The sequence below is a fragment of the Gracilinema caldarium DSM 7334 genome (genome assembly GCF_000219725.1).
Taxonomy (GTDB): domain Bacteria; phylum Spirochaetota; class Spirochaetia; order Treponematales; family Breznakiellaceae; genus Gracilinema; species Gracilinema caldarium.
This window is the reverse complement of sequence record NC_015732.1, coordinates 225,959-248,914: the sequence shown is the minus strand read 5'-3', so window position 1 is coordinate 248,914 and position 22,956 is coordinate 225,959. Positions and strand designations below refer to the sequence as shown.

Below are 22,956 nucleotides of genomic sequence, written 5' to 3'. Positions count from 1 at the left end.
TCTATATAAAACGGATTTGGATTTCCTTAAGATACTTTTCTTCGAGCAATCCTGCTATACGTTTGATGATATTTCTCCGTATTTCCAGCTCTACCGGCATGGTCGGGTCCTGGTGGGCTTCATTAATTTTTGTTCCCACCACAAATTCGATGCAATCGGAATTCAAAAGCAGTTCCGTTAGCTGGGTCGCCGGGTTTACCCGGTATCGCTCTGCTGTGGCGGGATTTTCCAGCAGTTCTGCCACCTTACCCAAGGTAATGATGCCCTCGGTTACCAGGTCAGCCCCTTCCATGGTCGAGGCTGGCGGAATGCTGGGGTCTATATTCTTCAGGTTCACCTTGATGGGCCTTCCTAATTCCCGGGAAATAATGCTTGCGGTGGTGCCGCCGCAAAGCACCTTAGCGCCCTTAAAGTCCCGGAAAATTTGAGCCATTTCCGCATCCCGTTCAGGGTCAATAGAAGGGCCGGTCATTAAGAGCAGACGCCGGGGTTTTCTAAAGTAAATCACCGCACAGGTTATGTCATCCTTGGCATGGTAGGCATCGTGGGATTCTGCTTCCTTTACGATTGCCTGGGCCAGTTTTCGGGCCGAAATGTCCGGTGTTTCCTGAATAAGCTTCATCACATGGGCCTGAATTCTGGGAATGCCCCAGCCAAGGGGGTATGCCCGGCTTCCCATACCGGATTGGGCCACGCCATCGGAAAAGAAAATGAGCCGATCCCCCGGTTTCGCCTCGAATTCACTATAGTGCATCACCGCCCGGCTGAGCATAGCCGTGGCTGTACCGCCATGGTCTCTCCGGCTTCCGGCGGGCCGCCGTACCACCAGGTCCCGTTTCAGGGGTTCCAGAAGGACCGGTTCAGCGGCCTGGCGAAACAGCAGGTAGGCGGGATTATCATATTCAATGATCTTAACCTGACTCTGACTGTCCATATCCACCAGGGTAAAGGTGGCATAACTGATACCCCGTTCTTTGCAGACCGGCAGGGTCTTCATGATGATCCGGGCGGCCTTTCTTGGGGGCATATCCTCGGCCACAAATTTAGCGGCCATGGTAGCGGTGAGGGTTGCCAATACACCGGCTTTTATACCCGACCCGAGGCCGTCGGAAAGGACTGAAATGATCCGGCCGTCATCGGTTTTGCGGGACAGAAAAACATCACCTTCCGCACCCTGGCCATACTTTTTACAGCAGTAGTGGCCCACCTCTATAAAAATATCCCCGTTCATGAGTTGCCCTCAGATTTTTCAAAGGACTCTATGATGGAATTAAGGGTGGCCTCGGTTTCTGCCGCATTTTCTCCAAGCAGGAATGCAATTTTCTGTACCACCGCCAGGTTCCGGGTAATGACCTTTCGGGCCTGGGAAACAACCCGGTCCTTCTGCACCCAGGGGGCGGTCACATCCTGGAATACACCCCCTGCATAGGCCCCCCGTTCTATACCAAAAATGGTGGTATGAAGGATCCGGTTATTAAAACGGATATCCCGATCAATCGCTTCAGCTCCATCCAGCACATCCTGAAAATAACGGTAGAAGGGAAACAGTTTTTCTAAGGAAGCCCCTTCGAGACCGGGCTTGGCTTCCCATAACTGGAGGGCCTCTTCCCCAAGGATACGGGCAAAATTCTGGTTGCATTCTACAATAGTGAGGCGGGCATCTACGATGACGACGCCGCTCGGTATAGCCCGGATAAGGCCATTGGCTTTTTTCTGGGCAAGCTTGCGCATGTAGGACACACACATGTCCGGTTCTGCTTTGCCCGCCAGCATGGCCCGGGCAAAGTCCCGGCAGGTATCATAACCGCAGCCCCCGCAATTAAGCTCATCCTCCCGGCTGTATTTACCGGTCCGGCGCAGGGCTTCCGCCAATTCCTGCTCACTACAGGGCCCCGGTGTCACCGGTTTTGTAGTCCACTGTTGGTACAATACCGTTGCCGTATCGGTCAGGCTTTGGGCTACCGCCCCGGCAAGGCGGTTTTGTCCGTATTCCAACACTGAAAGCCGCTTGCGGATGGTACCGGTCCGCTTTTTTGTACGGGGGCCATTAACACAGCCCCCGGGACAGGCCAAGAGTTCCAGGAAAAGGGGCTCTTGCAGTTCCCCCTGGTCTAAGGCTTCTTCCAATTCATCCAGAGCACGCTCTATTTCTTCTATCCCTGAAAAGGACATAAATTTTACCTGGGCCGGAACATTCCAGCTCTTTATAGCGGCAATCATGCCCCCATCCACAGGGTACAGAGCGCCCTTACCAGCCCGTTCAGGGATAAGCCGGGCTTCGGAATTTGGCTGGATAAGGGGTAGCATTATTTTTTCTTCGGTAAACCAGGTACGGAGATCTTCGAAATCTATGGCTACCGCGATATCCTGACTATGCTCATCCGCTTCCTGCTTTTTAGAAATACAGGGGCCGATAAAGACAATTGCACAGTCATCGCCATAGAGGCGATGCAGTTCCCGAGCCTGGGCCATCAGGGGACTGGCAAGGCTCGTAATCCGATCCGCAAAGGCAGGCCTGTATTTGGTAATATAATCTACCACGGTAGGGCAGGCAGAAGACACAAGGATCGTCCCCTGGGGCGCGGTCTGTAATTGTTGGGCCACCGCTCTGGCTACCAGGTCCGCACCCCAGGCGGTTTCTGAGACTGCCCAAAAGCCAAGCCGGGTCAGGGCGGCGGTCATGCGGTCCAGGTCTATGCCGGGGAATTCGGAAGCAAAGGAAGGAGCTAAGGAAGCAATAACCCTTTTGCCCGAAGCGATCAATTTCCGGGCCCGGCCCAGGTCACTGCGGACCTTCTTTGCCCCCACGGGACACACTTCGACACAGTGACCGCAGAGGACGCAGAGATCCTTAACCACCGCGGCCCTGCCGTTTTCCACCCGAATAGCCTTTACTGAACACTGGCGGACACATTTATAACAGTCCTGACAGGCCGCTTTTTCTGTATAAATAGGGTTTAATACATCCATAGCACATTAGGCCCTTTCCCGGACCCGGTTTGAGGAGGTTAAGAGGTCCTGTAACACCATGGGGGTCACCTGCCGGTGAATAATGCCGTCGATAATGACGATGGGGCCATCCTTGCACAACCCTTCGCACAGGGTCCCCGTTACTTCCGCATCCTGAAGTTCCGCCCGGATCTTTCCTTCCTGAATAAGCCGCTGAACCAGCTCTGCATTCACGCTGTTTCCCCGGGAAAAACAGGAACTTCCCATACAAATGGTTATACGGTGTTTTTCAGCCTTCTGTTCCATGGTTTACCTCCCGGGTTTATTTATATAATTTTTTATCGATAAAGTCAAGACGATATATTCATGGACAGGGGTTATAATCAAACAGGCTCTTTATAACTTACATGGTGAGAGGATTTACCGCTTTTACCCAACCTTCAGTTCCATATGAAAGTATGGCCTGATCAAAGGTGAGTAATATGGCATTTACACTTCGCGTGGTCGCAACAATAAGCCGATCCGCTGGATCGCCATGGAAAGAACCTGGTAAAAAACAGCTATCAGCCGCAATTTCGGTGGTAAATGGGAGAACTGATAAACCAGGCATTGATTGTGCCTTAGTAAGCCAATCCAGAACCGGCATAGAAAGACTTAGTCTTCCCTTCGCAACAAGCATAGCCGTTTCCCAGAGACTTATTGCCGCAATTCTTATCCGTCCTGATTTTTCCTGCTCCTGTAACGCAGAAAGAAAACCAGGAGTATTAAAAAGGGGATCCCCATTTAAAAGACGAATCCATATATGGGTGTCTAAAAGCCAGAGATCACTCATGGTCAGCGTCCCAGACTTCATTGGTACTTAACAAATCATCCTTAACAGTCACCGATCCAGCCAAAAACCCGTATGCAGTTTTTGGTTCTTCCACATATTCTGGTACAATACGAACCATGGGATGCCCCCTTTTAGTAACATGAACATCCTGACCTGTTAGTACAACCTTTTCAATAATCTGTAGACAATGGGCTTTAAATTCAGCCGCCCCATAGATTGTGTCCATATATTGTTCCCTATGACTATATATTATGGTCACATTATTTCTTTGTCAATAACAATCATGTTCACAGCCTATCCTTCAATGTTCCGGTTGACGGGATTCATAGCACCACCTACTATACCACCATGGGCAATCACCTGATCACGGAAAAGCTAAAACCCCTCTGTATGTTCATCAACCTGATATTGTTTGGGATTGCACTATTTCAATATTATATTGATGGGCGTCCTGCGGATATTCCCGACCTCTGGGATACCCAGTTCTACTTTCTTGTGGTTGTGGCCTTTGTATGTATCCTACTGGCGGTAGCCCTGGCGGAAAAGCCCGGAGCAATCATTCCCCTCGTGCTGTCCCTTATTAGTATTGTGGTGGCGGTTACCCCCGAAGGGAATCGTATCGGCATCCGGCTCTGTCTCTTTGCCGCCACTGCGATAAGCGGCGGGCTGTGCGTACCGCCGCCCTTTAATCTTGCCATGGGACCGGTGGTTATTTTCGCCGCCTTCGCATCTATTCGTACCGAGCTTGCCTGGGACGTATGGCTTGTAAAACCCGATTATTCAGAACGGCTGGGGAGCATCGTGGTGATCGCCGCCCTCTTTAGTATTTCTGCGGCCTTTGCCTATGCCATCCGAACCATCCGGGAACAGGGAAGTGAGATCGGGAACCTGGAAAATACCATTGCCCAGCTCACCACTGCCAATATCGGCTTTCAGGAATACGCTAAATATGTGGAAGAACAGTCCCGGGAGATGGAACGGAAACGAATTACCAAGGAAATCCATGATATAATCGGCTATACTCTGACGACGGTCATCATGTTACTGCGGGAGGCAAAGCTCTATATCGCAGGAAACACCCCTATGAAAAACATATTAGATGAGGCGGACCAGCAATGCCAGAGCGGCCTGGCAGAAACCCGTCAGTCCCTGCGGCAACTGCGTTCCATCGAGACCGCCGCGGTCCCCCTGGTGGATGCGATCAGGAAGCTGGCCTATTCATTCCAGCATGCTACCGGGGTGCAGGTTCAGGTGGATTTTGGGAATGCTATCGGGGAAGTCAGCGAGAGCACCCAGAACACGATTATACGGCTGTTGCAGGAGGGGATGACGAATGCCCTACGGCACGGTAAGGCAAGCAAAATTATGATTTCGTTCTGGGTACATGAAGGCTTTTTAATCATCGATATGATGGATAATGGCCGGGGAACCACCGAATTTAACGAAGGGATAGGACTTGCAGGTATGAGAGAAAATATTTCCGCCCTGGGAGGTGAGTTTTGCGCAGGCCCAATTACCGGAGGCTTTAAACTTACCGCCCATATTCCCCTTAAGGAGGCAGGCCATGGAGCATAATGCTATCCGGATATTGCTCGCCGACGACCAGGTGCTCTTTATCGAAAGCCTGAAACGGGTCATCGAAACGATGGATCCAGCTATATCGGTGGTGGGAATTGCCCATGACGGGGAAGAAGCAATCCGGATGGCCCGGGAACTGGAACCGGACCTGGTCATATTGGATGTGCGGATGCCTAAAATTGATGGGGTCCATGCGGTGGAACATATCCGGAGGCTTCAGGGCCAGAGTAAGATTATCATGCTGACCACCTTTGACGATGATGAGTATGTTCATGAAGCCCTGGCTAAGGGTGCCTGCGGGTACCTCTTAAAAGATATTGAACCCCAGAAACTGGTGGATGCAATCCGGGCGGCGGCGGCCGGAACGGTGCTCATGTCTGAAACCATCGCTTCCAAAGTAATTGCCCAGATGCTTTCTAAAACCAGCGAAAAAACCCAATCCACACCCAGGTTGATGAAAAGCCGGCCCGACTGGTACCATGAGTTGAGTTATCGCGAGCGGGAGGTGGCAATGCTGCTGGCTAAGGGCTTGGATAATCATGAAATATCAAACCTTATGTTTTTAGCAGAACAAACTGTAAAAAATCACGTTTCTTCACTCTATAAAAAACTCGATGTTAAGGATAGATCCCAGCTTATAGAAAAATTAAAACCCCTGCGAGACTGAAAACCAGTACCAAAATCGGTACTAAAATCGGTACTTTCCAGCCTTTTCAATAACCTCTACTGGCCCTACCATAGCATACAGAAAGCCGGTGTTCAGCCGGAATCCACGTACCCTTTCATCAAAATGGAGGAATCTATGAAGAAATTGCTCGGCCTCGCTTTGGTGCTGGCCAACTTATCTGTTCCGCTTTTTGCGGCGAACCCCAAACCGGTCACTTTGACCCTCTGGACCCATGAGGATCCCAACCGACAGAAAATAGAAGAACAATTTGCCGCAGAGTACATGGCTAAGAATCCCCATGTTACTATTAAATATTCGGTATTTCCCTCTACCAAAATTCAGGACCTTATTTCCTCAGCCTATGCGGCAAAGAATGCACCCAGTATTTGGAACCTGGAACTGCAAAAAGCCTACCCCCTCTTAATGGAAGGCCTGGTAGCCCCCATTCCGGTACAGGAATTAGGCTTTAAGAATGAACAGGCCCTTATCGACACCTATCTGCCGGGCATGCTCGATCCGGTCACCGATAAAGATGGCAAACTGTTTGGGAAAAAGGGGAAAATCTATGGACTGCCTTTGGAAATGGTCAACTTCTGCATCTACCTAAACAAGAAGATTTTCCGGGATGCAGGGCTCGATCCCGACAAGGATTACCCCAAGACCTGGGAAGATGTCATGGCCGTCTCTGAAAAAATTGTTAAACGAAATGGGGACATTATTACCCGCCGGGGCTTCGATTTTCGTTATGGCGACTATCTTATTTCCTGGGTGCCCATGGTAGAACAGCTGGGCGGAAAAGTAGTCAGCGATGACGGAAAAGAAGCGATTGTGAACACCGAAGCCTGGACCAAGGCGCTGAAGTTCATGCAAGACTGGGGGCCCAATGGTAAAAACCTCGGTGGTCCCACATATCCGGTGGCCCGTAAGATTTTTGATAATGACAAAAATGAAATTGCCATGCACCTTTCCGGCCTGTACCAGGAAGCCCGGATGAAGACCGCAAATCCTGAGTTCTACAACAGCAAAGACTGGATGGTTATTCCCTACCCGGTATTTAAAGGTGGAAAGGATATCGCCAATACCTATTATTTCCAGTATTACATGGTAAATTCGCAGATTCCATTAAATGAACAGATCGAAGCCTGGAAATTTGTATTCTATATGTTAAGCCATGGGGAAGATTATTTGGAAAAGGTAGCCCTGACCCAGCCAACCAAGAAGGTATTTGAAGGCTCAGTATTTAAGAGCATGCCCTACAGCAACGTGTTCTACAATGACCTGAAACGGGCCCATGTGGTTTATCATTCATCCTTTAGCTGGCGGGTTAATGAGCTTATTAAAGAAGCCATCGAAAACGTCATGATGAATAAGGTCGATCCTGCAGTTGCAGTGACCAAACTGAAAAAGGATGTCCAGGCTCTGGTGGACGAAAACCGGTAATTACACACAATGCCCCTGGCGGGTCTTGACCCGCCAGGGTTTTGCTGGAGGTACAACCCATGAAAGCAGAAAAGAAAAGTAAAAAACGGCACGGGGTAGAGCAGGTTCAAGCCCGATGGGGTTGGTATTTTGTTATTCCCGCAATCATATTTTTTTCCATATTTTCGTTTTATCCGATAATAAATGCTTTTACCCTTAGTTTTTTTAAAAAGAACATGATTTCTCCTTTGCCGCCCCGATTTATCGGCCTGGGTAACTATATGTTCGTTTTACAGTCCCCGGATTTTTGGAATTCCGTTCGGGCAACCCTCACCTTTACCCTGGGGACCTTTATTCCCCTGGTTGTGTTTAGCCTTTTAATTGCTATTTTAATTACCCTGCAAGGAAGAAATTTCAGGCTTTGGCAATTGTTGTATTATTCTCCGGCGGTGCTTTCTTCTGCCGTTGCGGCCCTTATCTGGATGCAGATTTTTACTCCCACCGGTATTGCGAATCAGGTTGTGAATGCCCTCCGCCATACAAGCGGTGTAGATATGCGCTGGCTTTCCAGCGGTGAAATGGTTCAACTTTCCACCATGATTGTGTATTTCTGGAAATATATTGGGTATTTTACCGTACTCTATATTACGGGCATTACAAAAATACCCCCCGTCATATACGAAGCGGCGACCATCGATGGGGCAAGCAGGAGCCAGGCCTTTTTTAAGATAACGCTTCCTCTTTTAAAACCCACTACAGCCCTGGTGTCGATTGTGGCCATGCTCCAGTGTCTTAAGACCTTCTCGACCCAATTTCTATTTACCCAAAGCGGTGCGCCTAAGGCACCAATAAATGTGATCACCCTGAATATTTACAACACTGCCCTTAAGGACTACAACGTTGGGCGGGCCAGCGTCATGAGTATCCTGCTTTTTGTAACCATGCTGATACTTACCATTATTCAGCTTAAGGTTTCCCGCAGTGACGATGTGACCTATTAAAAAGGAGCGGCCAACCATGACGAGTAAAGCGATGAGCCTTAAATCTTCTAAAATGCAAGTTTCTTATGGCATTGATATTTTAATTCGTTTTTTTCTTCTGCTTTTTGCAGTCATTGTACTGGTACCGCTGGTTTTTATGTTCACCGCATCATTCATGCCTTCTTCGGAAATTACCCAGATGCCCTACCGGTGGATTCCTTCTAAAATTGCCTGGAGGAATTTTTATCGGGCCCTGGCAGGAAACGATAGAAACTTTTTATATATCAGAAACATACTGAACTCTCTCTTTGTTTCAGTAACCGTAGCCTTTACCACGGTCATTTTGTCATCGATTACCGGTTACAGTTTGGCTAAATTTAAATTTAAGGGAAAGAGTATTGTTTTCATGGGCATTATGATGACCATGATGATTCCCTTTGAAACCATCATGGTTCCCATGTATATGGTAGCCCTGAATCTTGGTATGCAGAACAGCTACCAGGGACTCATTGTCCCCTTTATGATGAACGCCTTTGGGGTATTCCTCATGCGGCAATACCTGCAAACCTTTCCTTTAGACATCATCGATGCGGCCCGAATCGACGGTTGTTCCGAGCCCCGGATTTTCCGCAGTATCGTCCTGGTGAACTCCGGGCCAGCTGTGGCGAGCCTGGCCATCCTAACCTTCCGTCAGCAATGGGACAACCTGATGTGGCCCCTCATGATTGCCCAGGATAAAAAGTTCAAAACGATTCCGACCTATATTGTAAGCTTTGCGGAAGAAAAACTTTCCGACGAAGGTGCCATGATGGCCGCGGCCCTCATAGCCAGCATTCCGGTCATCATCATGTTCCTGACCCTTTCTAAATACTTTGTCGGGGGCTCCTCAGTCTATTCTTCTGGAAAGGAATAGAATTATCCCCGCCCGGGTCCCCCGGGCGGGCTCTACGGTCGGGCCCTATTGTTAGTCCGGCCATAATTACTAGCATCATGGGCGGCTACACTACAGCTCTTTCAGTTCTCCACAAAAAAGTTCCATCGTTTCTTTTCCCGAGCCGGGGCCATGGCAGTCTGAGCCGTAGGTAATACGCAGATGCCGTTTTTCCGCTTCAGCGGCCACCAGTTTGTTGATAGCCTCCGTATCTCCGTTCCGATACCAGTAGAGTTCAATACCATTAAGCCCCAGACCACAAAAATAATCGAGGGCTTCTTTCCATTTAGTTTTATTTTTTTTAATAGTATCCAGGGAATCCTCAAACTCATGGCCTATATGGGGAAGCACCACAAGGCCCCCATCGGCATGTATTGTACGAATAACCTCAGCACAGCTCGGTTTTTCATAGGAGGTACCTGAAAGGAGCCCCGTATCGAGGTAGGCCTTTTTAAAAGCCCGGTAGCTTACCTCCTGGGCAATAATGCCATGGGCTTTAAAATAAAGGAATATATCAACTTTATTAAAAGAAAAGGTTTCTGCAGGAAGCTCTGGCCGTCCTTTTCGCTTATACTGTAGTAAATCTTCAAAGGAAACCTGGGATTTCACAAAGTGGCGCTGTGCATTTCGGATTGATGAACGGATATACTCAAGCCGGCCTTTGGTAACCTCCGCAAGTAAAGCCTTGGTATGTTCATATCGGCCTTGGGGAAAATAGGCTAAAAGTTCGCTTCGATAACCGATTTCGGGAGCCCTGCAATCTATCTCTACCGCCGCAGTAGTTTTCAACCCCAGCTTTTCTGCCGCCCTAGAAAATTCTTGTACCCCACCCAAAGTATCATGGTCGGTAAGGGCAACCCACTCCAACCCAGATTGATACGCCCGTACTGCAAGTTCCGCGGGCCATTCGGTGCCATCGGATATTCGGGAATGAAGGTGCAAATTAGCTTTCATTACCCTCAGCATAAACGGATATTATAAATTTGTCATCGCGTTTTTTATTTATAAAATTGTGGCCTTTATAGTATCATGATACACTGGGACGAGTTGAGTAATCAGCATGCAAACCCTGACGACAAAGGTAAAAGTATCATGAAAAAAGGTATATTCGTTTTACTTTGTATTCTCATAACTGGGATCATGGCGTTTTCAGAGGATCTTTCTCTCATCTCGATCAAGGAACTGCCAACCGATACTGAGTTCACAAAGGATTTTACAACATTACAAGCTTTATCTGGATACGTAGATCATTATGAATTCCAGTGGGATTATCCCCTTTCAAAAGAAACCATCGAAAAACAGCTCCTTATTATTGCTGCTCATATTGATGAACGAATTTCACAACATCGGTCAAATCCTGAGCTATGGGTCTTAAAGGTAATTATATTAAAATATTTGTATAATTTAGACAGTCCTGGAGTTGCAAAACAACTAGAGGCTGTCATTTCAGAAGCAACTCATGATTTCCCTATGGATATTAGATTTTCATGGCTTTATGGGGATTTCCTTTCTTCTGCGGGCCGTTCACTAGAAGCCATTTCTCAATTTAGAAAAATTATCACCGAGAAAGCCTCTGCTCAATTATTGCCAGGAGCATTCTGGGAAGATTATGGAAAAGCCTGCTACCTCGCATTGATGCCTAAAAATGCCATTACAGCTTTTCAAAAAGCTGCGGACTTATATAACATACCACTATCCTCATATAAAATTGCTTCCACAGCCATAGAACAACTTAAAAAACCTGATATAAACGGAACCTTTTCAGATACGGATGTCTGGAACATCATAAAAAGCGGAGAATCCTACTATTTGATGAGCCGCTTATTTGGTATGCGTTTACCCATACAGGGTACGTGGAATGTAAAACATTTTGGTGTGAACAATCGCACCAGTGCGGCAATCCTCGCGCCCCCCCAAATAAAATCTAAAACAGGGAAAGAAATAGGAATAAACATTGTTGTACTTATCAATTTTAATGATATAAACCAAGAAACCTTTATAAAACCATATTTGAGCAAAGGGACAAAGCAAATCTCTGTTCAAAATACACCCATTCCTATAACACGATACGAATGGATCGATAAAGAAACCTATGCTCATATGGGCGGAGCTCATGGGTATATGACATTTCTTACTTTGCCTGCTTCACCAGAGAGCGGCTTACAACTCGAAATACCCCAAATATTTGTTTCGGGCAGTGAAAAATCCTTTTACAAACCGAATGAAATCTACGACCGCATGGATCACCCGGTACATATAGGTATCATTCTCGATTCCTGTGAAGAGGTGTATGAGGAATCTAAGGCCATATACGATGCAATCCTTTCCGGCGCAATCTTTGATTAACGGGGCCTCTAAAAACTCTAGCTACTCGAGTCTCTTTAAGGGCCAGGATATATGCTGTTAAACAGAGCGCTAGGTAGCATTTATACTCGTTTTAGAGTATATTTTTTGTATGTCTCAAAAACAATCATCCGGTCTAGTCATCTTATGTTTTATCGCCTTTATCGCCCTGGGAATGCCCGATGGACTCCTCGGGGTTGCCTGGCCCAGTATACGGGGTACCTTTCAGCTCCCGCTCGATGCTCTGGGGATACTCCTCATCAGTTCTGTAACCGGCTACCTTATTTCGAGCTTCAGCAACGGCTACCTTATGTCGAAGCTTGGGGTGGGGAAACTGCTTGCAGGGAGTACCTTACTAACGGGCTTAGCCCTCTTTGGGTATACCATGAGTCCTGCCTGGCCAGTGTTTGTTGCTCTAGGCTTTTTTGCAGGAGCAGGAGCCGGCGGCATAGATGCAAGCCTTAATAATTGGGTAGAAGCCCACATGAGCCAGCGGATTATGCAGTGGCTCCATGCCAGTTTCGGCATCGGTATCACAACCGGGCCCCTTATCATGACCGCAGGTTTACGTCAGACTGGGTCCTGGCGGCCCGGCTATTGGATTGTAGGTGGAATGCAGCTCTTACTGGGGCTTTTCTTTCTATCCCAGGTCCATCGTTGGGAAGGAGCTCCTAAAGCAGCCCATTTTGAAGCTCAAACCTCTGGTGGCCTGGAACTACGATCCTTCTCAGAGACCCTTCGTCAAAGCAAAGCCTGGCTGAGCGCCCTTTTATTTTTTATTTACTCCGGTATTGAATTAGGCATGGGCCACTGGGCTTATACCTGGCTTACGGAAGGTTTGGCTGTGAGTACATCCCTTGCAGGCCTTTGGACTGCAGGTTACTGGGCTACTTTTACCATAGGGCGTATCCTTGGAGGCTTTGCCACTCAATGTTTTTCACCAGCAGCACTGCTCCAAGGAAGCCTCATCAGTACAGCCCTTACCACCCTCATCCTTGCAGCAATTCCTGTAGCCCCAATAAAAATTATCGCAATTTTATTCCTTGGTTTTAGTATCGCCCCAATTTTCCCATCACTGATCTCTACCACTGCAAACAGGGTCGGCAGAGAACATGCAGGAAATACTATTGGCATGCAGATGGCCTTTGCAGGACTCGGGGTAGGATTACTTCCCGGTTTCATGGGCTTTATCGGCAAACAAATTGGGCTCTTCAGCATCCCCTGGATGCTGGTATTATGGACCAGCATCCTCATCGGGCTTGTAGTGTGGTTTAAAAAGACCACTTATAAAGCCTAATTTTTTGCCCCTTAACATTATTCATATTTCTTATTTTTTTAACTCCAATGTATCAATTACATAAGGTAATCCACCCTTGATGCGATCGACTTCATAGGCTGTTATGCTTACGTTTTTACCATTAATAGTAACCGCAAGAAAATTTTGAATCACTCCCCGCATAGGCCTACTTTGATCAGCCGGGTCAGATCCATATTTTGATGCTGGATGTTCCTTCGCTACCACAAAATTTGCCCAATATGCAGAATCAATTTTTTTATTAAGATAATATACCTTTGGCCCTGCAGTTCCTGGAGTAATATAAACTACACCATTTAGTGATTTAGTCCTTGAATAGCTGTGATCATGTCCTTGAAAAACAAGATCAACACCAAGCTGTGCAGCGAGAGGTGCAAATTTGGTACGTACTCCATTGGGGCCTGTAATATCTTCATCCGTAGCATGATTAGAAGTAGTGTAAGGCCCTTTATGCACAATAAGTATAATCCAATCAGTACCCCGTGCTTTAGCGGCCAGCACATCAGACTTAAACCATTCAATCTGTTGAAGAGAAAAATCCGCCCATTCAGGGCTGTCTTCATTATTGTTTAAGATAATAAAATGAGCATTTTTGTAATCAAAAGAATAATAGGCACCAGTCTTTATATCAGCCCCTTTAGGCACAGGAAGATTAAAATGCTCAATGAAGGAATAAGGGTCTTCATCATGGTTTCCCGCAGCGGGAATAAAAGCTATATTTCGCATTGTTTCAGCAGCATGACCGAGAACCCAGTCCCACTGTTTTTCATTACGACCTGTATCTACAATATCACCGTTAATTATCATAAACTCAGCATTTTTAACGGTACGAACAGCATCAGCTAAGGTCTTAGCTGACAGGATCGCTTCATCCTCCGTTTTTGCCTGTGTATCTGCTAGGTTGATGAAGGTAAAAGGACCTTTTTTATTATCCATAGTTTTAAAGGTACCAACATCGCTCCAAAGACCAAGTTTAGCATCACCTACTCGATACCAATAAGAAGTACCACTTTTAAGACCTACAGCTTCGGCCATATGAACCAATTCGTCCGGACTGTTATACGAGGGTTTTACACGTCCTGAAAACGTGAATGCCTTTGAAAAATTTGGTGAAGCGCCGATAACTTCTACAACCTGAACATCGGTAGAACCAGAAGCAAAGGTTGTATACCAAGTAAAAGCACGGGTTGTCGCAGGATCAGATCCAAACATCTGGGTTACTTTAGTAATTGAACCACGGGGAGCGGAAGAATCAGGAATAAAACGAACAATAGCCCCAGATGATGTAGTTGTACTAGTAGTTGTATGAGCAGAAACACCTCGGGCTTTCAGACCCATTTCGAACCAAAGATCTGAACTATCCACTCCATCCTGATGAACTTCTGCAGCAATTAGATTACTGCCAACCTTAAGTAACGATGCAGGAAGTGTAAAGGTTTCTTCCTTTGGTTTAAACTTACCAGGGGTGTTGTATGCAACTTTACTATCATCTTTAATTCCACGACGAAAAACTTCGACTCCATTAAAATATACTACAGCCCCATCATCAACATGGATGTATACTTCGAGCTCCTTTGAATCTTTATAAGAAGAAGGTACCTCTATTTCAGTACGAAAATAGGTAGTCATATGCTTATTTTGTGGATCAGCCCCAAAACTTACAGTTGTCGCCAAAGGTATATTTGGATCTGTTTCAGAAACATCATCTCCAAACCCAAGGGGAGCTCGACCTCGCTTCCATTCGAAATCTTTGTAACCGGGCTCTCTCCAAACGCTACCTAAATCAACACCTGAATCATTAAAACGCCAAATCGCATCCCTGGGAAGAACAACCAAATCGTCACTGAATAGCGAAGGTGCGATCACCATAAGAATCGCAAACATAAGTGAACGTATAAATTTGTACATACAACCTCCATTTACATTTCTGGTTGTATGTCTTAAGTCATTATAGTTAAAACATCTTTAATCTTTTGTTAAATAATCGATAATACTTCTAACCGATAATAAATATCTTTATTTTAATAGAATACTTTCCAAGGCTCTTCCCTGATTCTGCGTTTGAGCAACCTTATACGTGCTTGGAACAGACTCGAGGGAAACCTCGTGTGAATGATTGCTCTGAATATATACCGAAGCCATACCAATTGCATTCGCACCGGCTATATCGGTTGTATGATCATTACCAACCATAAGACATTCTGATGGGGTAATATGCTCCCGTTCTAGCAAAACACGATAAAATTGAGGATCCGGCTTACTCATCTCATAATCTGCGGAAAAATAAAACCCGTCAAAATATTCATATATGCCAAGTTCCCTGAGCTCTCCTTCTGAAAATTCCCGCTGACCATTAGAAAGTATATAAAGTTTTAAACCGTGCTCTTTCAGTTTTTGCAACATTTCAGGGATACCCTGATACAGCCGAATATATTCTGTTGAAAGTTTTCTGAACTGCTGTGTGATCCAGAGAAGTTTTTCCGGTGTAACCGATACTGAATGCTGGTGAAACAAGGTTTCTAAAACTAAATACACCCTGGTATCAGGGTAGGGACTGTGGGTGATCCGGGCAAGGGCTTTCTGAACAAGAGAGAGATATCGCTTTTGTAATTCAACAGGGTTATAAGACAGGCCTTCCTGTTGTAAAACGCCGGAAAAGGCTTGCCAAAATTCAGGCTTCTGTTCATCAGTCCGGATATCTACTAAGGTTCCATATAAATCAAATATGATGTTCTTAAACATGAAAGATATACGCCTTATAACTTTTTGATCTCTTGTGCCGAACTTATTCTCTGTTTTTTTTAAAATAGCAAAATTGGGGTACAAAGTCCAGACCAATACGGTTATCAATTAAATCCGCCACATTTTCTGGGGCTGTCCAGCGGTCATCTTCTCTCTTTACCTATCAGGCAGAGGAGCCTTCCCACTTGACAGAGAAAGCCTATTCAGGCTACTGTAAGTCACCTTTCTGGAGCGGTGTCCGAGCGGTTGAAGGAGGCGGTCTTGAAAACCGTTGAGCCTGCGAAGGTTCCGGGGGTTCGAATCCCCCCTGCTCCGTTGTCCAGAAGAGGTTCCTTGGAGCGGTGCGAGAGTGGCCGAATCGGGCTCCCTGCTAAGGAGTTGTACCCCTAAAGGGTACCGGGGGTTCGAATCCCCCCTGCTCCGAATTACTACAACTCGTAGTAGGATGAGGCTGTAGCTCAGCTGGATAGAGCTTCAGATTGCGGATCTGAAGGTCGGAGGTTCGAATCCTCTCAGCCTCAGGCATATTGGAGAGATGCGAGAGCGGTTGAATCGGACGGTCTCGAAAACCGTTGAACTCGTAAGGGTTCCGAGGGTTCGAATCCCTCTCTCTCCGCAGGAATGGCCCATATTATACGGCAAAGGTGAGGAGAGGGATGAGAAACCTTGCCCTCGCCGACCTACGGGAGGAAAAGGCGGCAGGATACCGCCGGAAGAGGGCAAGGGCGGGTCGGAAGGAGCGTGCAGGAAGCACGCGACTGGAGACCGAATCCCTCTCTCTCCGCAGGGATGTACCCAGAAAGTATATCGATGTAAAAAGCTGTTGAATGACAACCTGGAGAGATGACCGAGCGGCCGAAGGTGCACGATTGGAAGTCGTGTGTACCCCTAAAGGGTACCGAGGGTTCAAATCCCTCTCTCTCCGTATTCCCCACCATCAGGAATCATGCGAAAAAACACTGCCCAACCCCGCCAGGTCCGGAAGGAAGCAACGGTAAGTAGCTGTTTTTTGCGCCGTGACCATCCTGGTGGCGGGGTTTTTTTTTGAACCTAATCTATGTATACTGGCTACTATGGCTTACGAAGTAACCGCAACAAGAAGACGTCCCAAAACCTTCGATGAAATGGCTGGCCAGGAATTTGTCGTGGCTACGCTTAAAAGCTCCATCGAAACAGGACGAATTGCCCATGCATACCTCTTTTCTGGCCCCCGGGGCTGTGGTAAGACAAGTACAGCCCGTATCCTTGCCCGATCCCTTAACTGTGAAAAGGGGCCCACCGCCACCCCCTGCGGAGTCTGTACCAACTGTGTGGAAATTGCCCGGGGTGCAAGTCTCGATGTCATCGAAATTGATGGTGCAAGCAATACGAGTGTCAACGATGTTCGTCAGATTAAGGATGAGGTTTTGTTCCCTCCTAATTCAGGCCGCTATAAGGTATATATCATCGATGAAGTGCACATGCTCTCGAATAGTGCCTTTAACGCCCTCCTTAAAACCATCGAAGAGCCGCCACCCTACATTGTTTTTATATTCGCAACCACAGAGTTGCATAAAGTTCCAGCTACGATAAAAAGCCGGTGCCAGCAGTTTGCCTTCCGGCTCATTCCCATTGAAACGATAAAGGCTATTCTTGCCGATGCCTGCCGAGAACTGGGAGTCCGTGCGGAGGATGAGGCCCTATTTTGGATTGCCAAAGAATCTACCGGCAGTCTTCGGGATGCATACACCCTCTTTGACCAAGTGGTTGCTTTCTCCGAGGGATACATCCGTACCGAACTGATTCGAGAAAAACTTGGCCTTGTTGGACTCGATGCAATTAACAGGCTTGCAGAAGCCTGTGTTCAGGAACAGGCTGCCGAAGCACTCTTACAATTGGATAATATCCTGGGACAGGGCGTGTCCATTGAGCAATTAGTTATCGATCTGGCTGAATATTTCCGGAGCATCCTGCTCCTGAAACAGGGTATAAAACGGGAAGCCCTCCTCGGCTACAGTGCTGAGCGGTACTCATCAACCGTAGTAGCATCCTTATCGGTTCAGCAGATTGAACAAGCTTTAAGTATTTTGTTAGGAGTGTATCGTGATATCCGCTATTCTCTTTCTCCTCGTTTTGAACTAGAAACGGCAATTTCAAAACTCAGTTGGCTCCGCCGTTGGATAGCTCCGTTGGAGCTCAAAGAAGCGGTAGAACACCTCAGGAGCAGTATTCTAAACCCTACTAATGGTGCCCCGCATAGAACTGCGGCTTCCATGGCCCTCAAAGCTGCAGCGCAGGAGGCACCAGCAATCCATCATGAATCCAGAGGGCCAACAGTAACAGACTTACCGGAACAACCACCTTCACTCACCGAAGGTTTTAAACAGTTTCTTGCTGCCAAGGCTAGCCAAGCTGTATCCACAGACCCATCCAGAAGCAGAGAAAAAATAAAAGAACTCATAGGAGATCCAACAACATCGCAGGCGAATACTTCAGTATCTGTACAGTCACACGCTTCCTCGTCAACATCTGAGTCAATAGCATCACCAATACCTGCCCTGGCACATGAACCAGCGCCGGCCCCTCATCAATCATCGTCTCCAGAACCAGTGCGGACCCTTGCACCAGAGCATCTTGAAAGCCTGCGGCTTGAGCTCATCAATCTACTGAAAAAAGAACGGGGTATGCTGGCTTCGGGGCTTGAAAAAACCGCAGACTGGAAACTGGATCCGGACGGCCATAGCAGCTTCGATGGTTCCAGCGGCCGCACCCTCATTATTCCAACCCGGGACAGTTTGAGCGCAGATCTTTTAAAAAAGGAAAAACATAGCATCAGTGGGACCTTACACCAGATGGGATACCCCCAATTACAGATCGAAATTACCCTTGCAGAACCGAAAGATGCACAAAATAGTCCGCAGGGTGGAACCGACCAGATTCCTCCTGCAGTCGAAATGGTGCGCAAACTCTTTCGGGGAACCATTGTACGGACAAAATAGGAGGAGTTGATAGATATGAATCCCTTTGAGATTCTCAAAAATGCGCAAAAAATACAAGAGCAGATGGCAGCTATGCAGCAGCGGCTCGGCACGATTGTGGTTACCGGCTCGGCCGGGGGCGGTATGGCTCAGGTCGATATGAATGGCCGTATGGAAGTTCTGGCAGTCCGGCTTGCACCGGAAGCCGTGAATAGTGAGGACATACCCCTCCTCCAGGACCTGGTGAAGGCCGCTTTTACCGACGCCATGGAAAAGGTAAAAGAAACCCTGCAAAGCGAATTTGGCGCTCTGACTGGTGGTATGGGTATTAGCCCGGGAATGCTGGGGTTTTGATGAATGCTATCGATCGCTTAGTGGGCCTCTTGACCAAACTTCCGGGAATCGGAAAAAAAACTGCAGGACGGCTCGCTTATTTTATACTCGACGCTGATCCAAGTTATGCCCGACAATTGGCTGAAGAACTCCAGAGTCTCCACAGTCATATTCGACGCTGTTCTGTCTGCGGCAGTTTTACGGAAACTGACCCCTGCACCATCTGCACTGATCCGGGGAGAGATCAGCATATACTCTGCGTTGTGGAACGGGCTCAGGATGTGCGGGTTATCGAGGAAGGGCATGAATATCGGGGGCGCTACCATGTGCTTGGTGGGCTTATTGCGCCGTTGGATGGCATCGGCCCAGAAAAACTCGCTATCGGCCAATTAGTAAACCGTATTCACCGCGGAGGCATTACTGAGGTTATTTTGGCTTTAAATCCCACCGTGGAAGGGGACACTACCGCTCTATATTTACACAAGATTTTAAAAGAAACAGGTGTACAGGTATCTCGCCTTGCTTCGGGACTTCCTGTCGGGGGCGATCTGGAATATGCAGATCGGCTAACCCTTTCACGCAGTTTCCGCGGCCGAATTCCCATGTAGGGATCACTTCCCCATAATTCGATAACATTCATCAATTATGGTTTCTATCGCAGGGAGTGAGAACCCCAGAGCTTCGAGTTTTTGCTTTTCCTGGCTTTGGTCCCAATTCATATAGGGGTTGCTGTAGTTCCGTTTCAGATATTCATAGACTAAATCTTCTGCCTCTTGCGGAAGCGAAAAGAAGAGCCCCTTACCCTTACCAAGTACCCGCCGGATTGCGGTACGAACATGGGCCAAGAACAGGTCCTGATACACATCGTAGGATCGGCCTGAAAGGTGCATAAGCCGCTCAGACACAGAGAAGCGGCGAACCGGTTTTTCTAGGCCTTTTTTAGCCGCTTCAAACCCCTGAGCAGAAACAGCAGGAATAGGATCCTTTAACGTTGATTGAGCATTGATGGTTTCGGGAATTTTCTGCCGGATCTTAGGTTGGTTCTGGCTTGCAATATTCTCTGTATCCACCCGCTGCGCCTGGCTTGGCTTTCCATTTTCAGCTCCCCCCGGAGATCCCCGGGGAAACGATGCACGGCGCTGACTCTGAGCACCGACAGGAGTTCTTTTTAATTGTCCCCGCCGCCTCTGGCTAGTCCGGTTGTGTTCCTGAATAACATTGGGGACCAGTGGCTTTTCACCATCTTCCAGTTTTGCTTTTAAGAGCAGCCACTGCCGCTGTAAATAGCGGTCACCCTGGATCGAATAGTAATATCCCGTAATAAGGATCCCCATAACGGAAGCAAGAATTTCCTCATCCCGCTTGCCGCTCAGCCGACCCCGCTGAATCGTAGAAAACACTTCATAATGTTTGGTATTATACTTTCGTGAATACAGAAAGAGGATACGCTCAAAGGCAGAATCACGAATGAGGTTCCAGTATTTAAAACAGAAAGCTAAGGTCTTATCTTCGATTCGTGTGAGGGTTGGTGGGATCTGAATACGGGCCAAGTCTACTGGGGAAAAACGAATACTATTCAGATCGATATGAACCTGGGGCGAACGTTCCTTAGCCCCGGAACTTTTTTGCAGATTAGTCCGCGGCCTCGCCTCCTGAAGAGCCCTCTGCCACTCTTTCTCGCTTGCTAATCGCTGTTGTTTCTGCAGTTCAGCCTTATCTCTGGCAACAAGACGGCGCCGTTCCTCTGCTTGAGCACGGGCCTGCTCTTCTTTGCGACGCTGTCGTTCTACTTCTACAATAGAAAGGGATTCAGTCACATAGGCACGGATTAAAGCCTCTGCTTTAGCTATAGATTTTTCACAATAACGAAGCCGTTCAGCATACCGGTGAAGCCGTTCAATGGCCATAACTGCTTCAAAGCGTTCTCGGGGAAGGAGGGCTAAAATTGCATCCGCAGTTTTTATCGTCGAATATACATCAGTTTCATTGAAAGAATCTGCCTTTACAGCAATATATTTGATTAGTTTTTTGGTTCGTTCCAGAACTCTTTGGCCGAGCTGGTAATAAGCCTGCTTCATCAATTCCCCATATAGGGGTGAATGGGTTCGATAGGCTTTGAGTATCTTGGTCCTGAACTGGTCATCGGGGTAACGGGGGACAAGACGACTTTGGTACAATACCAGTGCTTCTGTGGAATGCCCCAGTGCGCGGAGATCGTAATACCGCTCTATATCGGGATCATGATCAGGCGATAGTTGTGGATATTCTGTACGAAGGAGTTCGGTCTCCAGCTCCAGGATGCTCATCTCATGCATTGTATCCATTGCATCGTATTTTATCCAGTACTTTTTTACCACAGGACTTTCATTATCAATGATATACTGTTCAGCGGAGGTAAACTTTATGGCCATAACACAGCAATACATTCTTGCCCTCGATCAAGGGACAACCACATCCCGGGCGATACTCTTCAATCATAGCGGGGCTGTTATTGCGCTCTGTCAGAAACCGTTCCGCCAAATTTACCCCCAGGGCGGTTGGGTGGAGCATGATCCGGAAGAAATTTGGAAAACCCAGTACGAAGCTGCTCAGGAAGCAATAGAACAAGCTCAGATTACCGCAGAACAAATTGCAGCCATAGGGATTACCAACCAGCGTGAAACCACCTTGCTCTGGGAACGAAAAACCGGGAAACCGGTTTATAATGCAATCGTCTGGCAGTGTCGCCGTAGTGCAGACCTCTGCAGAGAACTTAAAGCCCTGGGATATACCGATGTAATCCGAGAAAAAACTGGGCTTGTCTTAGATCCCTATTTTTCTGCTACCAAATTAATGTGGCTTTTCCAGGAAATACCTGGACTTAAAACCCGTGCGGAAGCAGGGGAACTTTGTTTTGGGACCATCGACTCATGGCTTCTCTACAAACTGACAGGAAAACATCTTACCGATGTAACCAATGCCTCCAGAACGCTTCTGTTTAATATTAAATCGCTGCAATGGGATGAGGATCTCCTCAAAATCTTTGGTATACCCAAACAAATTGTACCTGAGGTTCTGCCATCTTCAGGATTCCTTGCGAACACCAAGCCGGAACTTTTCGGGAAAAGTATTCCCATTACAGGATGCGCCGGAGACCAACAGGCTGCCCTTTTTGGACATGCCTGTTTCAGCCCCGGTTCGGTAAAAAACACTTATGGAACCGGCTGTTTTGCCTTGCTCAATACGGGGACTACCCCTATTTCATCCCAAAATAATCTGCTTACCACTATTGCATGGAAGATCGGCGGATCAACCACCTATGCCCTTGAAGGAAGCGTTTTTATTGGCGGTGCGGTTATCCAGTGGATCCGGGATGAACTAAAGCTGATCAATAATGCTGCAGAGTCCGAAAGTCTAGCAAAGTCAGTAGATTCCACCGGTGGGGTTTTTGTTGTTCCTGCCTTTGTTGGCATGGGAGCCCCCTATTGGGACCCCGACGTACGGGGAACCATCGTCGGCCTTACCAGAGGCAGTAACCGGGCTCACCTTGTTCGAGCTGCCCTCGAAAGTATCGCATTCCAGTCCCGGGATTTAATTGATGCAATGGAAAGTGATTATGGCCACCCGATTCAGGAACTGAAGGCAGATGGTGGTGCTGCGGCGAACTCTTTTCTCATGCAGTATCAATCGGATATATTGGGTAAAGCGGTGATTCTACCAGAGGTTATGGAAATAACCGCCCTGGGAGCAGCATATCTGGCGGGTCTCGAAGTCGGTTACTGGGACAGTTTACGGGATATTGAAGTAAATTGGCGGGTTCGACGACGCTTCCAACCAAGCATGAATCCTGATACCCGGGAGCAACTATTGAACCAATGGCATCATGCTATCGATGTTGCCCGCAGTTATCATACATTATAACGCAAGAGGT

Annotated in this window: 20 protein-coding genes, 5 tRNA genes and 1 other RNA gene; 17 read left to right on the top strand and 9 right to left on the bottom strand. The window is 47.5% G+C overall.

Annotated features, from left to right (window positions below; all coding sequences use genetic code 11):
* Position 1: 1 nt before the first annotated feature.
* The 5 genes from SPICA_RS01100 to SPICA_RS01080 all read right to left on the bottom strand — a co-directional run bounded on the left by SPICA_RS01100 (position 2) and on the right by SPICA_RS01080 (position 4,007).
* Positions 2–1,231: a SpoIIE family protein phosphatase gene (locus tag SPICA_RS01100; RefSeq protein WP_013967700.1), complete on the bottom strand. Its 1,230-nt coding sequence runs from the start codon at positions 1,229–1,231 to the stop codon at positions 2–4.
* Positions 1,228–2,970: a [Fe-Fe] hydrogenase large subunit C-terminal domain-containing protein gene (locus SPICA_RS01095; protein WP_013967699.1), complete on the bottom strand. Its 1,743-nt coding sequence runs from the start codon at positions 2,968–2,970 to the stop codon at positions 1,228–1,230. Before SPICA_RS01095 ends, SPICA_RS01100 begins: the two co-directional genes overlap by 4 nt.
* Before the next feature lie 6 nt (positions 2,971–2,976).
* Positions 2,977–3,255: a (2Fe-2S) ferredoxin domain-containing protein gene (locus tag SPICA_RS01090; protein ID WP_013967698.1), complete on the bottom strand. Its 279-nt coding sequence runs from the start codon at positions 3,253–3,255 to the stop codon at positions 2,977–2,979.
* A gap of 97 nt (positions 3,256–3,352) precedes the next feature.
* Complete coding sequence (locus SPICA_RS01085) at positions 3,353–3,781, bottom strand: type II toxin-antitoxin system VapC family toxin (RefSeq protein WP_013967697.1); 429 nt, start codon at positions 3,779–3,781, stop codon at positions 3,353–3,355.
* The gene (locus SPICA_RS01080) at positions 3,774–4,007 is read right to left on the bottom strand and encodes a type II toxin-antitoxin system Phd/YefM family antitoxin (RefSeq protein ID WP_013967696.1); all 234 of its coding nucleotides are present in this window, start codon (positions 4,005–4,007) and stop codon (positions 3,774–3,776) included. The genes SPICA_RS01085 and SPICA_RS01080 overlap by 8 nt, the downstream gene beginning before the upstream one ends.
* Positions 4,008–4,129: 122 nt before the next feature.
* On the opposite strand from SPICA_RS01080, the gene SPICA_RS01075 reads away from it, so the two are divergent.
* From SPICA_RS01075 to SPICA_RS01055, 5 genes are all read left to right on the top strand, one after another.
* Positions 4,130–5,356 carry a sensor histidine kinase gene (locus tag SPICA_RS01075; RefSeq protein ID WP_013967695.1) on the top strand — a complete coding sequence of 409 codons (1,227 nt, stop codon included), beginning with the start codon at positions 4,130–4,132 and terminating at the stop codon, positions 5,354–5,356.
* Positions 5,346–6,026 carry a response regulator gene (locus SPICA_RS01070; protein WP_013967694.1) on the top strand — a complete coding sequence of 227 codons (681 nt, stop codon included), beginning with the start codon at positions 5,346–5,348 and terminating at the stop codon, positions 6,024–6,026. The genes SPICA_RS01075 and SPICA_RS01070 overlap by 11 nt, the downstream gene beginning before the upstream one ends.
* Before the next feature lie 135 nt (positions 6,027–6,161).
* Positions 6,162–7,466, top strand: a complete 1,305-nt coding sequence (locus SPICA_RS01065) for an ABC transporter substrate-binding protein (protein ID WP_013967693.1) — start codon at positions 6,162–6,164, stop codon at positions 7,464–7,466.
* A gap of 59 nt (positions 7,467–7,525) precedes the next feature.
* The gene (locus tag SPICA_RS01060) at positions 7,526–8,446 is read left to right on the top strand and encodes a carbohydrate ABC transporter permease (protein ID WP_013967692.1); all 921 of its coding nucleotides are present in this window, start codon (positions 7,526–7,528) and stop codon (positions 8,444–8,446) included.
* Positions 8,447–8,462: 16 nt separating this feature from the next.
* Complete coding sequence (locus SPICA_RS01055; RefSeq protein ID WP_013967691.1) at positions 8,463–9,338, top strand: carbohydrate ABC transporter permease; 876 nt, start codon at positions 8,463–8,465, stop codon at positions 9,336–9,338.
* 90 nt (positions 9,339–9,428) lie between these two features.
* Here SPICA_RS01055 and SPICA_RS01050 read toward each other — a convergent pair whose 3' ends face one another.
* Positions 9,429–10,310 (bottom strand): PHP domain-containing protein, encoded by an 882-nt coding sequence (locus SPICA_RS01050; RefSeq protein ID WP_041396097.1) that lies wholly within the window; start codon positions 10,308–10,310, stop codon positions 9,429–9,431.
* A gap of 186 nt (positions 10,311–10,496) precedes the next feature.
* Between SPICA_RS01050 and SPICA_RS01045 the strand changes: the two genes are divergently transcribed.
* Together SPICA_RS01045 and SPICA_RS01040 are read left to right on the top strand one after the other, a co-directional pair.
* Positions 10,497–11,702 (top strand): tetratricopeptide repeat protein, encoded by a 1,206-nt coding sequence (locus SPICA_RS01045; protein WP_169311847.1) that lies wholly within the window; start codon positions 10,497–10,499, stop codon positions 11,700–11,702.
* A 109-nt stretch (positions 11,703–11,811) separates the two neighbouring features.
* Entirely contained in the window at positions 11,812–12,996 is a 1,185-nt protein-coding gene (locus SPICA_RS01040) for an MFS transporter (protein ID WP_013967688.1), read from the top strand.
* 30 nt (positions 12,997–13,026) lie between these two features.
* On the opposite strand, the gene SPICA_RS01035 is transcribed toward SPICA_RS01040, so the two are convergent.
* Entirely contained in the window at positions 13,027–14,922 is a 1,896-nt protein-coding gene (locus tag SPICA_RS01035; protein WP_013967687.1) for a purple acid phosphatase family protein, read from the bottom strand.
* Positions 14,923–15,030: 108 nt separating this feature from the next.
* Complete coding sequence (locus SPICA_RS01030; RefSeq protein ID WP_013967686.1) at positions 15,031–15,756, bottom strand: HAD family hydrolase; 726 nt, start codon at positions 15,754–15,756, stop codon at positions 15,031–15,033.
* A 228-nt stretch (positions 15,757–15,984) separates the two neighbouring features.
* Between SPICA_RS01030 and SPICA_RS01025 the strand changes: the two genes are divergently transcribed.
* The 9 genes from SPICA_RS01025 (at position 15,985) to recR (ending at position 19,654) form a co-directional block, all read left to right on the top strand.
* Positions 15,985–16,071 (top strand) — tRNA-Ser (locus SPICA_RS01025).
* Positions 16,072–16,091: 20 nt separating this feature from the next.
* A tRNA-Ser gene (locus SPICA_RS01020) sits at positions 16,092–16,179 on the top strand.
* A gap of 24 nt (positions 16,180–16,203) precedes the next feature.
* Positions 16,204–16,277: transfer RNA gene (locus SPICA_RS01015), tRNA-Arg, on the top strand.
* A gap of 8 nt (positions 16,278–16,285) precedes the next feature.
* Positions 16,286–16,372: transfer RNA gene (locus tag SPICA_RS01010), tRNA-Ser, on the top strand.
* Between the two features lie 221 nt (positions 16,373–16,593).
* Positions 16,594–16,681, top strand: a tRNA-Ser gene (locus SPICA_RS01005).
* 10 nt (positions 16,682–16,691) lie between these two features.
* Positions 16,692–16,790: signal recognition particle sRNA small type (ffs, locus tag SPICA_RS15120), an RNA gene on the top strand.
* A gap of 39 nt (positions 16,791–16,829) precedes the next feature.
* Positions 16,830–18,734 (top strand): DNA polymerase III subunit gamma/tau, encoded by a 1,905-nt coding sequence (dnaX, locus tag SPICA_RS01000; RefSeq protein ID WP_013967684.1) that lies wholly within the window; start codon positions 16,830–16,832, stop codon positions 18,732–18,734.
* Between the two features lie 15 nt (positions 18,735–18,749).
* The gene (locus tag SPICA_RS15605; RefSeq protein ID WP_013967683.1) at positions 18,750–19,067 is read left to right on the top strand and encodes a YbaB/EbfC family nucleoid-associated protein; all 318 of its coding nucleotides are present in this window, start codon (positions 18,750–18,752) and stop codon (positions 19,065–19,067) included.
* Positions 19,067–19,654: a recombination mediator RecR gene (recR, locus tag SPICA_RS00990; RefSeq protein WP_013967682.1), complete on the top strand. Its 588-nt coding sequence runs from the start codon at positions 19,067–19,069 to the stop codon at positions 19,652–19,654. Before SPICA_RS15605 ends, recR begins: the two co-directional genes overlap by 1 nt.
* 3 nt (positions 19,655–19,657) lie before the next feature.
* Here recR and SPICA_RS00985 read toward each other — a convergent pair whose 3' ends face one another.
* Positions 19,658–21,457: a hypothetical protein gene (locus tag SPICA_RS00985; RefSeq protein ID WP_156789602.1), complete on the bottom strand. Its 1,800-nt coding sequence runs from the start codon at positions 21,455–21,457 to the stop codon at positions 19,658–19,660.
* Here SPICA_RS00985 and glpK point away from each other — a divergent pair.
* Positions 21,450–22,946, top strand: coding sequence for a glycerol kinase GlpK (gene glpK, locus SPICA_RS00980; RefSeq protein WP_013967680.1), 1,497 nt, complete (start codon positions 21,450–21,452; stop codon positions 22,944–22,946). The genes SPICA_RS00985 and glpK overlap by 8 nt on opposite strands.
* Positions 22,947–22,956 lie beyond the last annotated feature (10 nt).

Bases quoted from the DNA above. Each gene is read 5' to 3' on its own strand.
- SPICA_RS01100 (WP_013967700.1), bottom strand. From the start codon at position 1,231: ATGAACGGGGATATTTTTATAGAGGTGGGCCACTACTGCTGTAAAAAG.
- SPICA_RS01095 (WP_013967699.1), bottom strand. From the start codon at position 2,970: ATGGATGTATTAAACCCTATTTATACAGAAAAAGCGGCCTGTCAGGAC.
- SPICA_RS01090 (WP_013967698.1), bottom strand. From the start codon at position 3,255: ATGGAACAGAAGGCTGAAAAACACCGTATAACCATTTGTATGGGAAGT.
- SPICA_RS01085 (WP_013967697.1), bottom strand. From the start codon at position 3,781: ATGAGTGATCTCTGGCTTTTAGACACCCATATATGGATTCGTCTTTTA.
- SPICA_RS01080 (WP_013967696.1), bottom strand. From the start codon at position 4,007: ATGGACACAATCTATGGGGCGGCTGAATTTAAAGCCCATTGTCTACAG.
- SPICA_RS01075 (WP_013967695.1), top strand. From the start codon at position 4,130: ATGGGCAATCACCTGATCACGGAAAAGCTAAAACCCCTCTGTATGTTC.
- SPICA_RS01070 (WP_013967694.1), top strand. From the start codon at position 5,346: ATGGAGCATAATGCTATCCGGATATTGCTCGCCGACGACCAGGTGCTC.
- SPICA_RS01065 (WP_013967693.1), top strand. From the start codon at position 6,162: ATGAAGAAATTGCTCGGCCTCGCTTTGGTGCTGGCCAACTTATCTGTT.
- SPICA_RS01060 (WP_013967692.1), top strand. From the start codon at position 7,526: ATGAAAGCAGAAAAGAAAAGTAAAAAACGGCACGGGGTAGAGCAGGTT.
- SPICA_RS01055 (WP_013967691.1), top strand. From the start codon at position 8,463: ATGACGAGTAAAGCGATGAGCCTTAAATCTTCTAAAATGCAAGTTTCT.
- SPICA_RS01050 (WP_041396097.1), bottom strand. From the start codon at position 10,310: ATGAAAGCTAATTTGCACCTTCATTCCCGAATATCCGATGGCACCGAA.
- SPICA_RS01045 (WP_169311847.1), top strand. From the start codon at position 10,497: ATGGCGTTTTCAGAGGATCTTTCTCTCATCTCGATCAAGGAACTGCCA.
- SPICA_RS01040 (WP_013967688.1), top strand. From the start codon at position 11,812: ATGTCTCAAAAACAATCATCCGGTCTAGTCATCTTATGTTTTATCGCC.
- SPICA_RS01035 (WP_013967687.1), bottom strand. From the start codon at position 14,922: ATGTACAAATTTATACGTTCACTTATGTTTGCGATTCTTATGGTGATC.
- SPICA_RS01030 (WP_013967686.1), bottom strand. From the start codon at position 15,756: ATGTTTAAGAACATCATATTTGATTTATATGGAACCTTAGTAGATATC.
- dnaX (WP_013967684.1), top strand. From the start codon at position 16,830: ATGGCTTACGAAGTAACCGCAACAAGAAGACGTCCCAAAACCTTCGAT.
- SPICA_RS15605 (WP_013967683.1), top strand. From the start codon at position 18,750: ATGAATCCCTTTGAGATTCTCAAAAATGCGCAAAAAATACAAGAGCAG.
- recR (WP_013967682.1), top strand. From the start codon at position 19,067: ATGAATGCTATCGATCGCTTAGTGGGCCTCTTGACCAAACTTCCGGGA.
- glpK (WP_013967680.1), top strand. From the start codon at position 21,450: ATGGCCATAACACAGCAATACATTCTTGCCCTCGATCAAGGGACAACC.
- SPICA_RS00985 (WP_156789602.1), bottom strand. From the start codon at position 21,457: ATGGCCATAAAGTTTACCTCCGCTGAACAGTATATCATTGATAATGAA.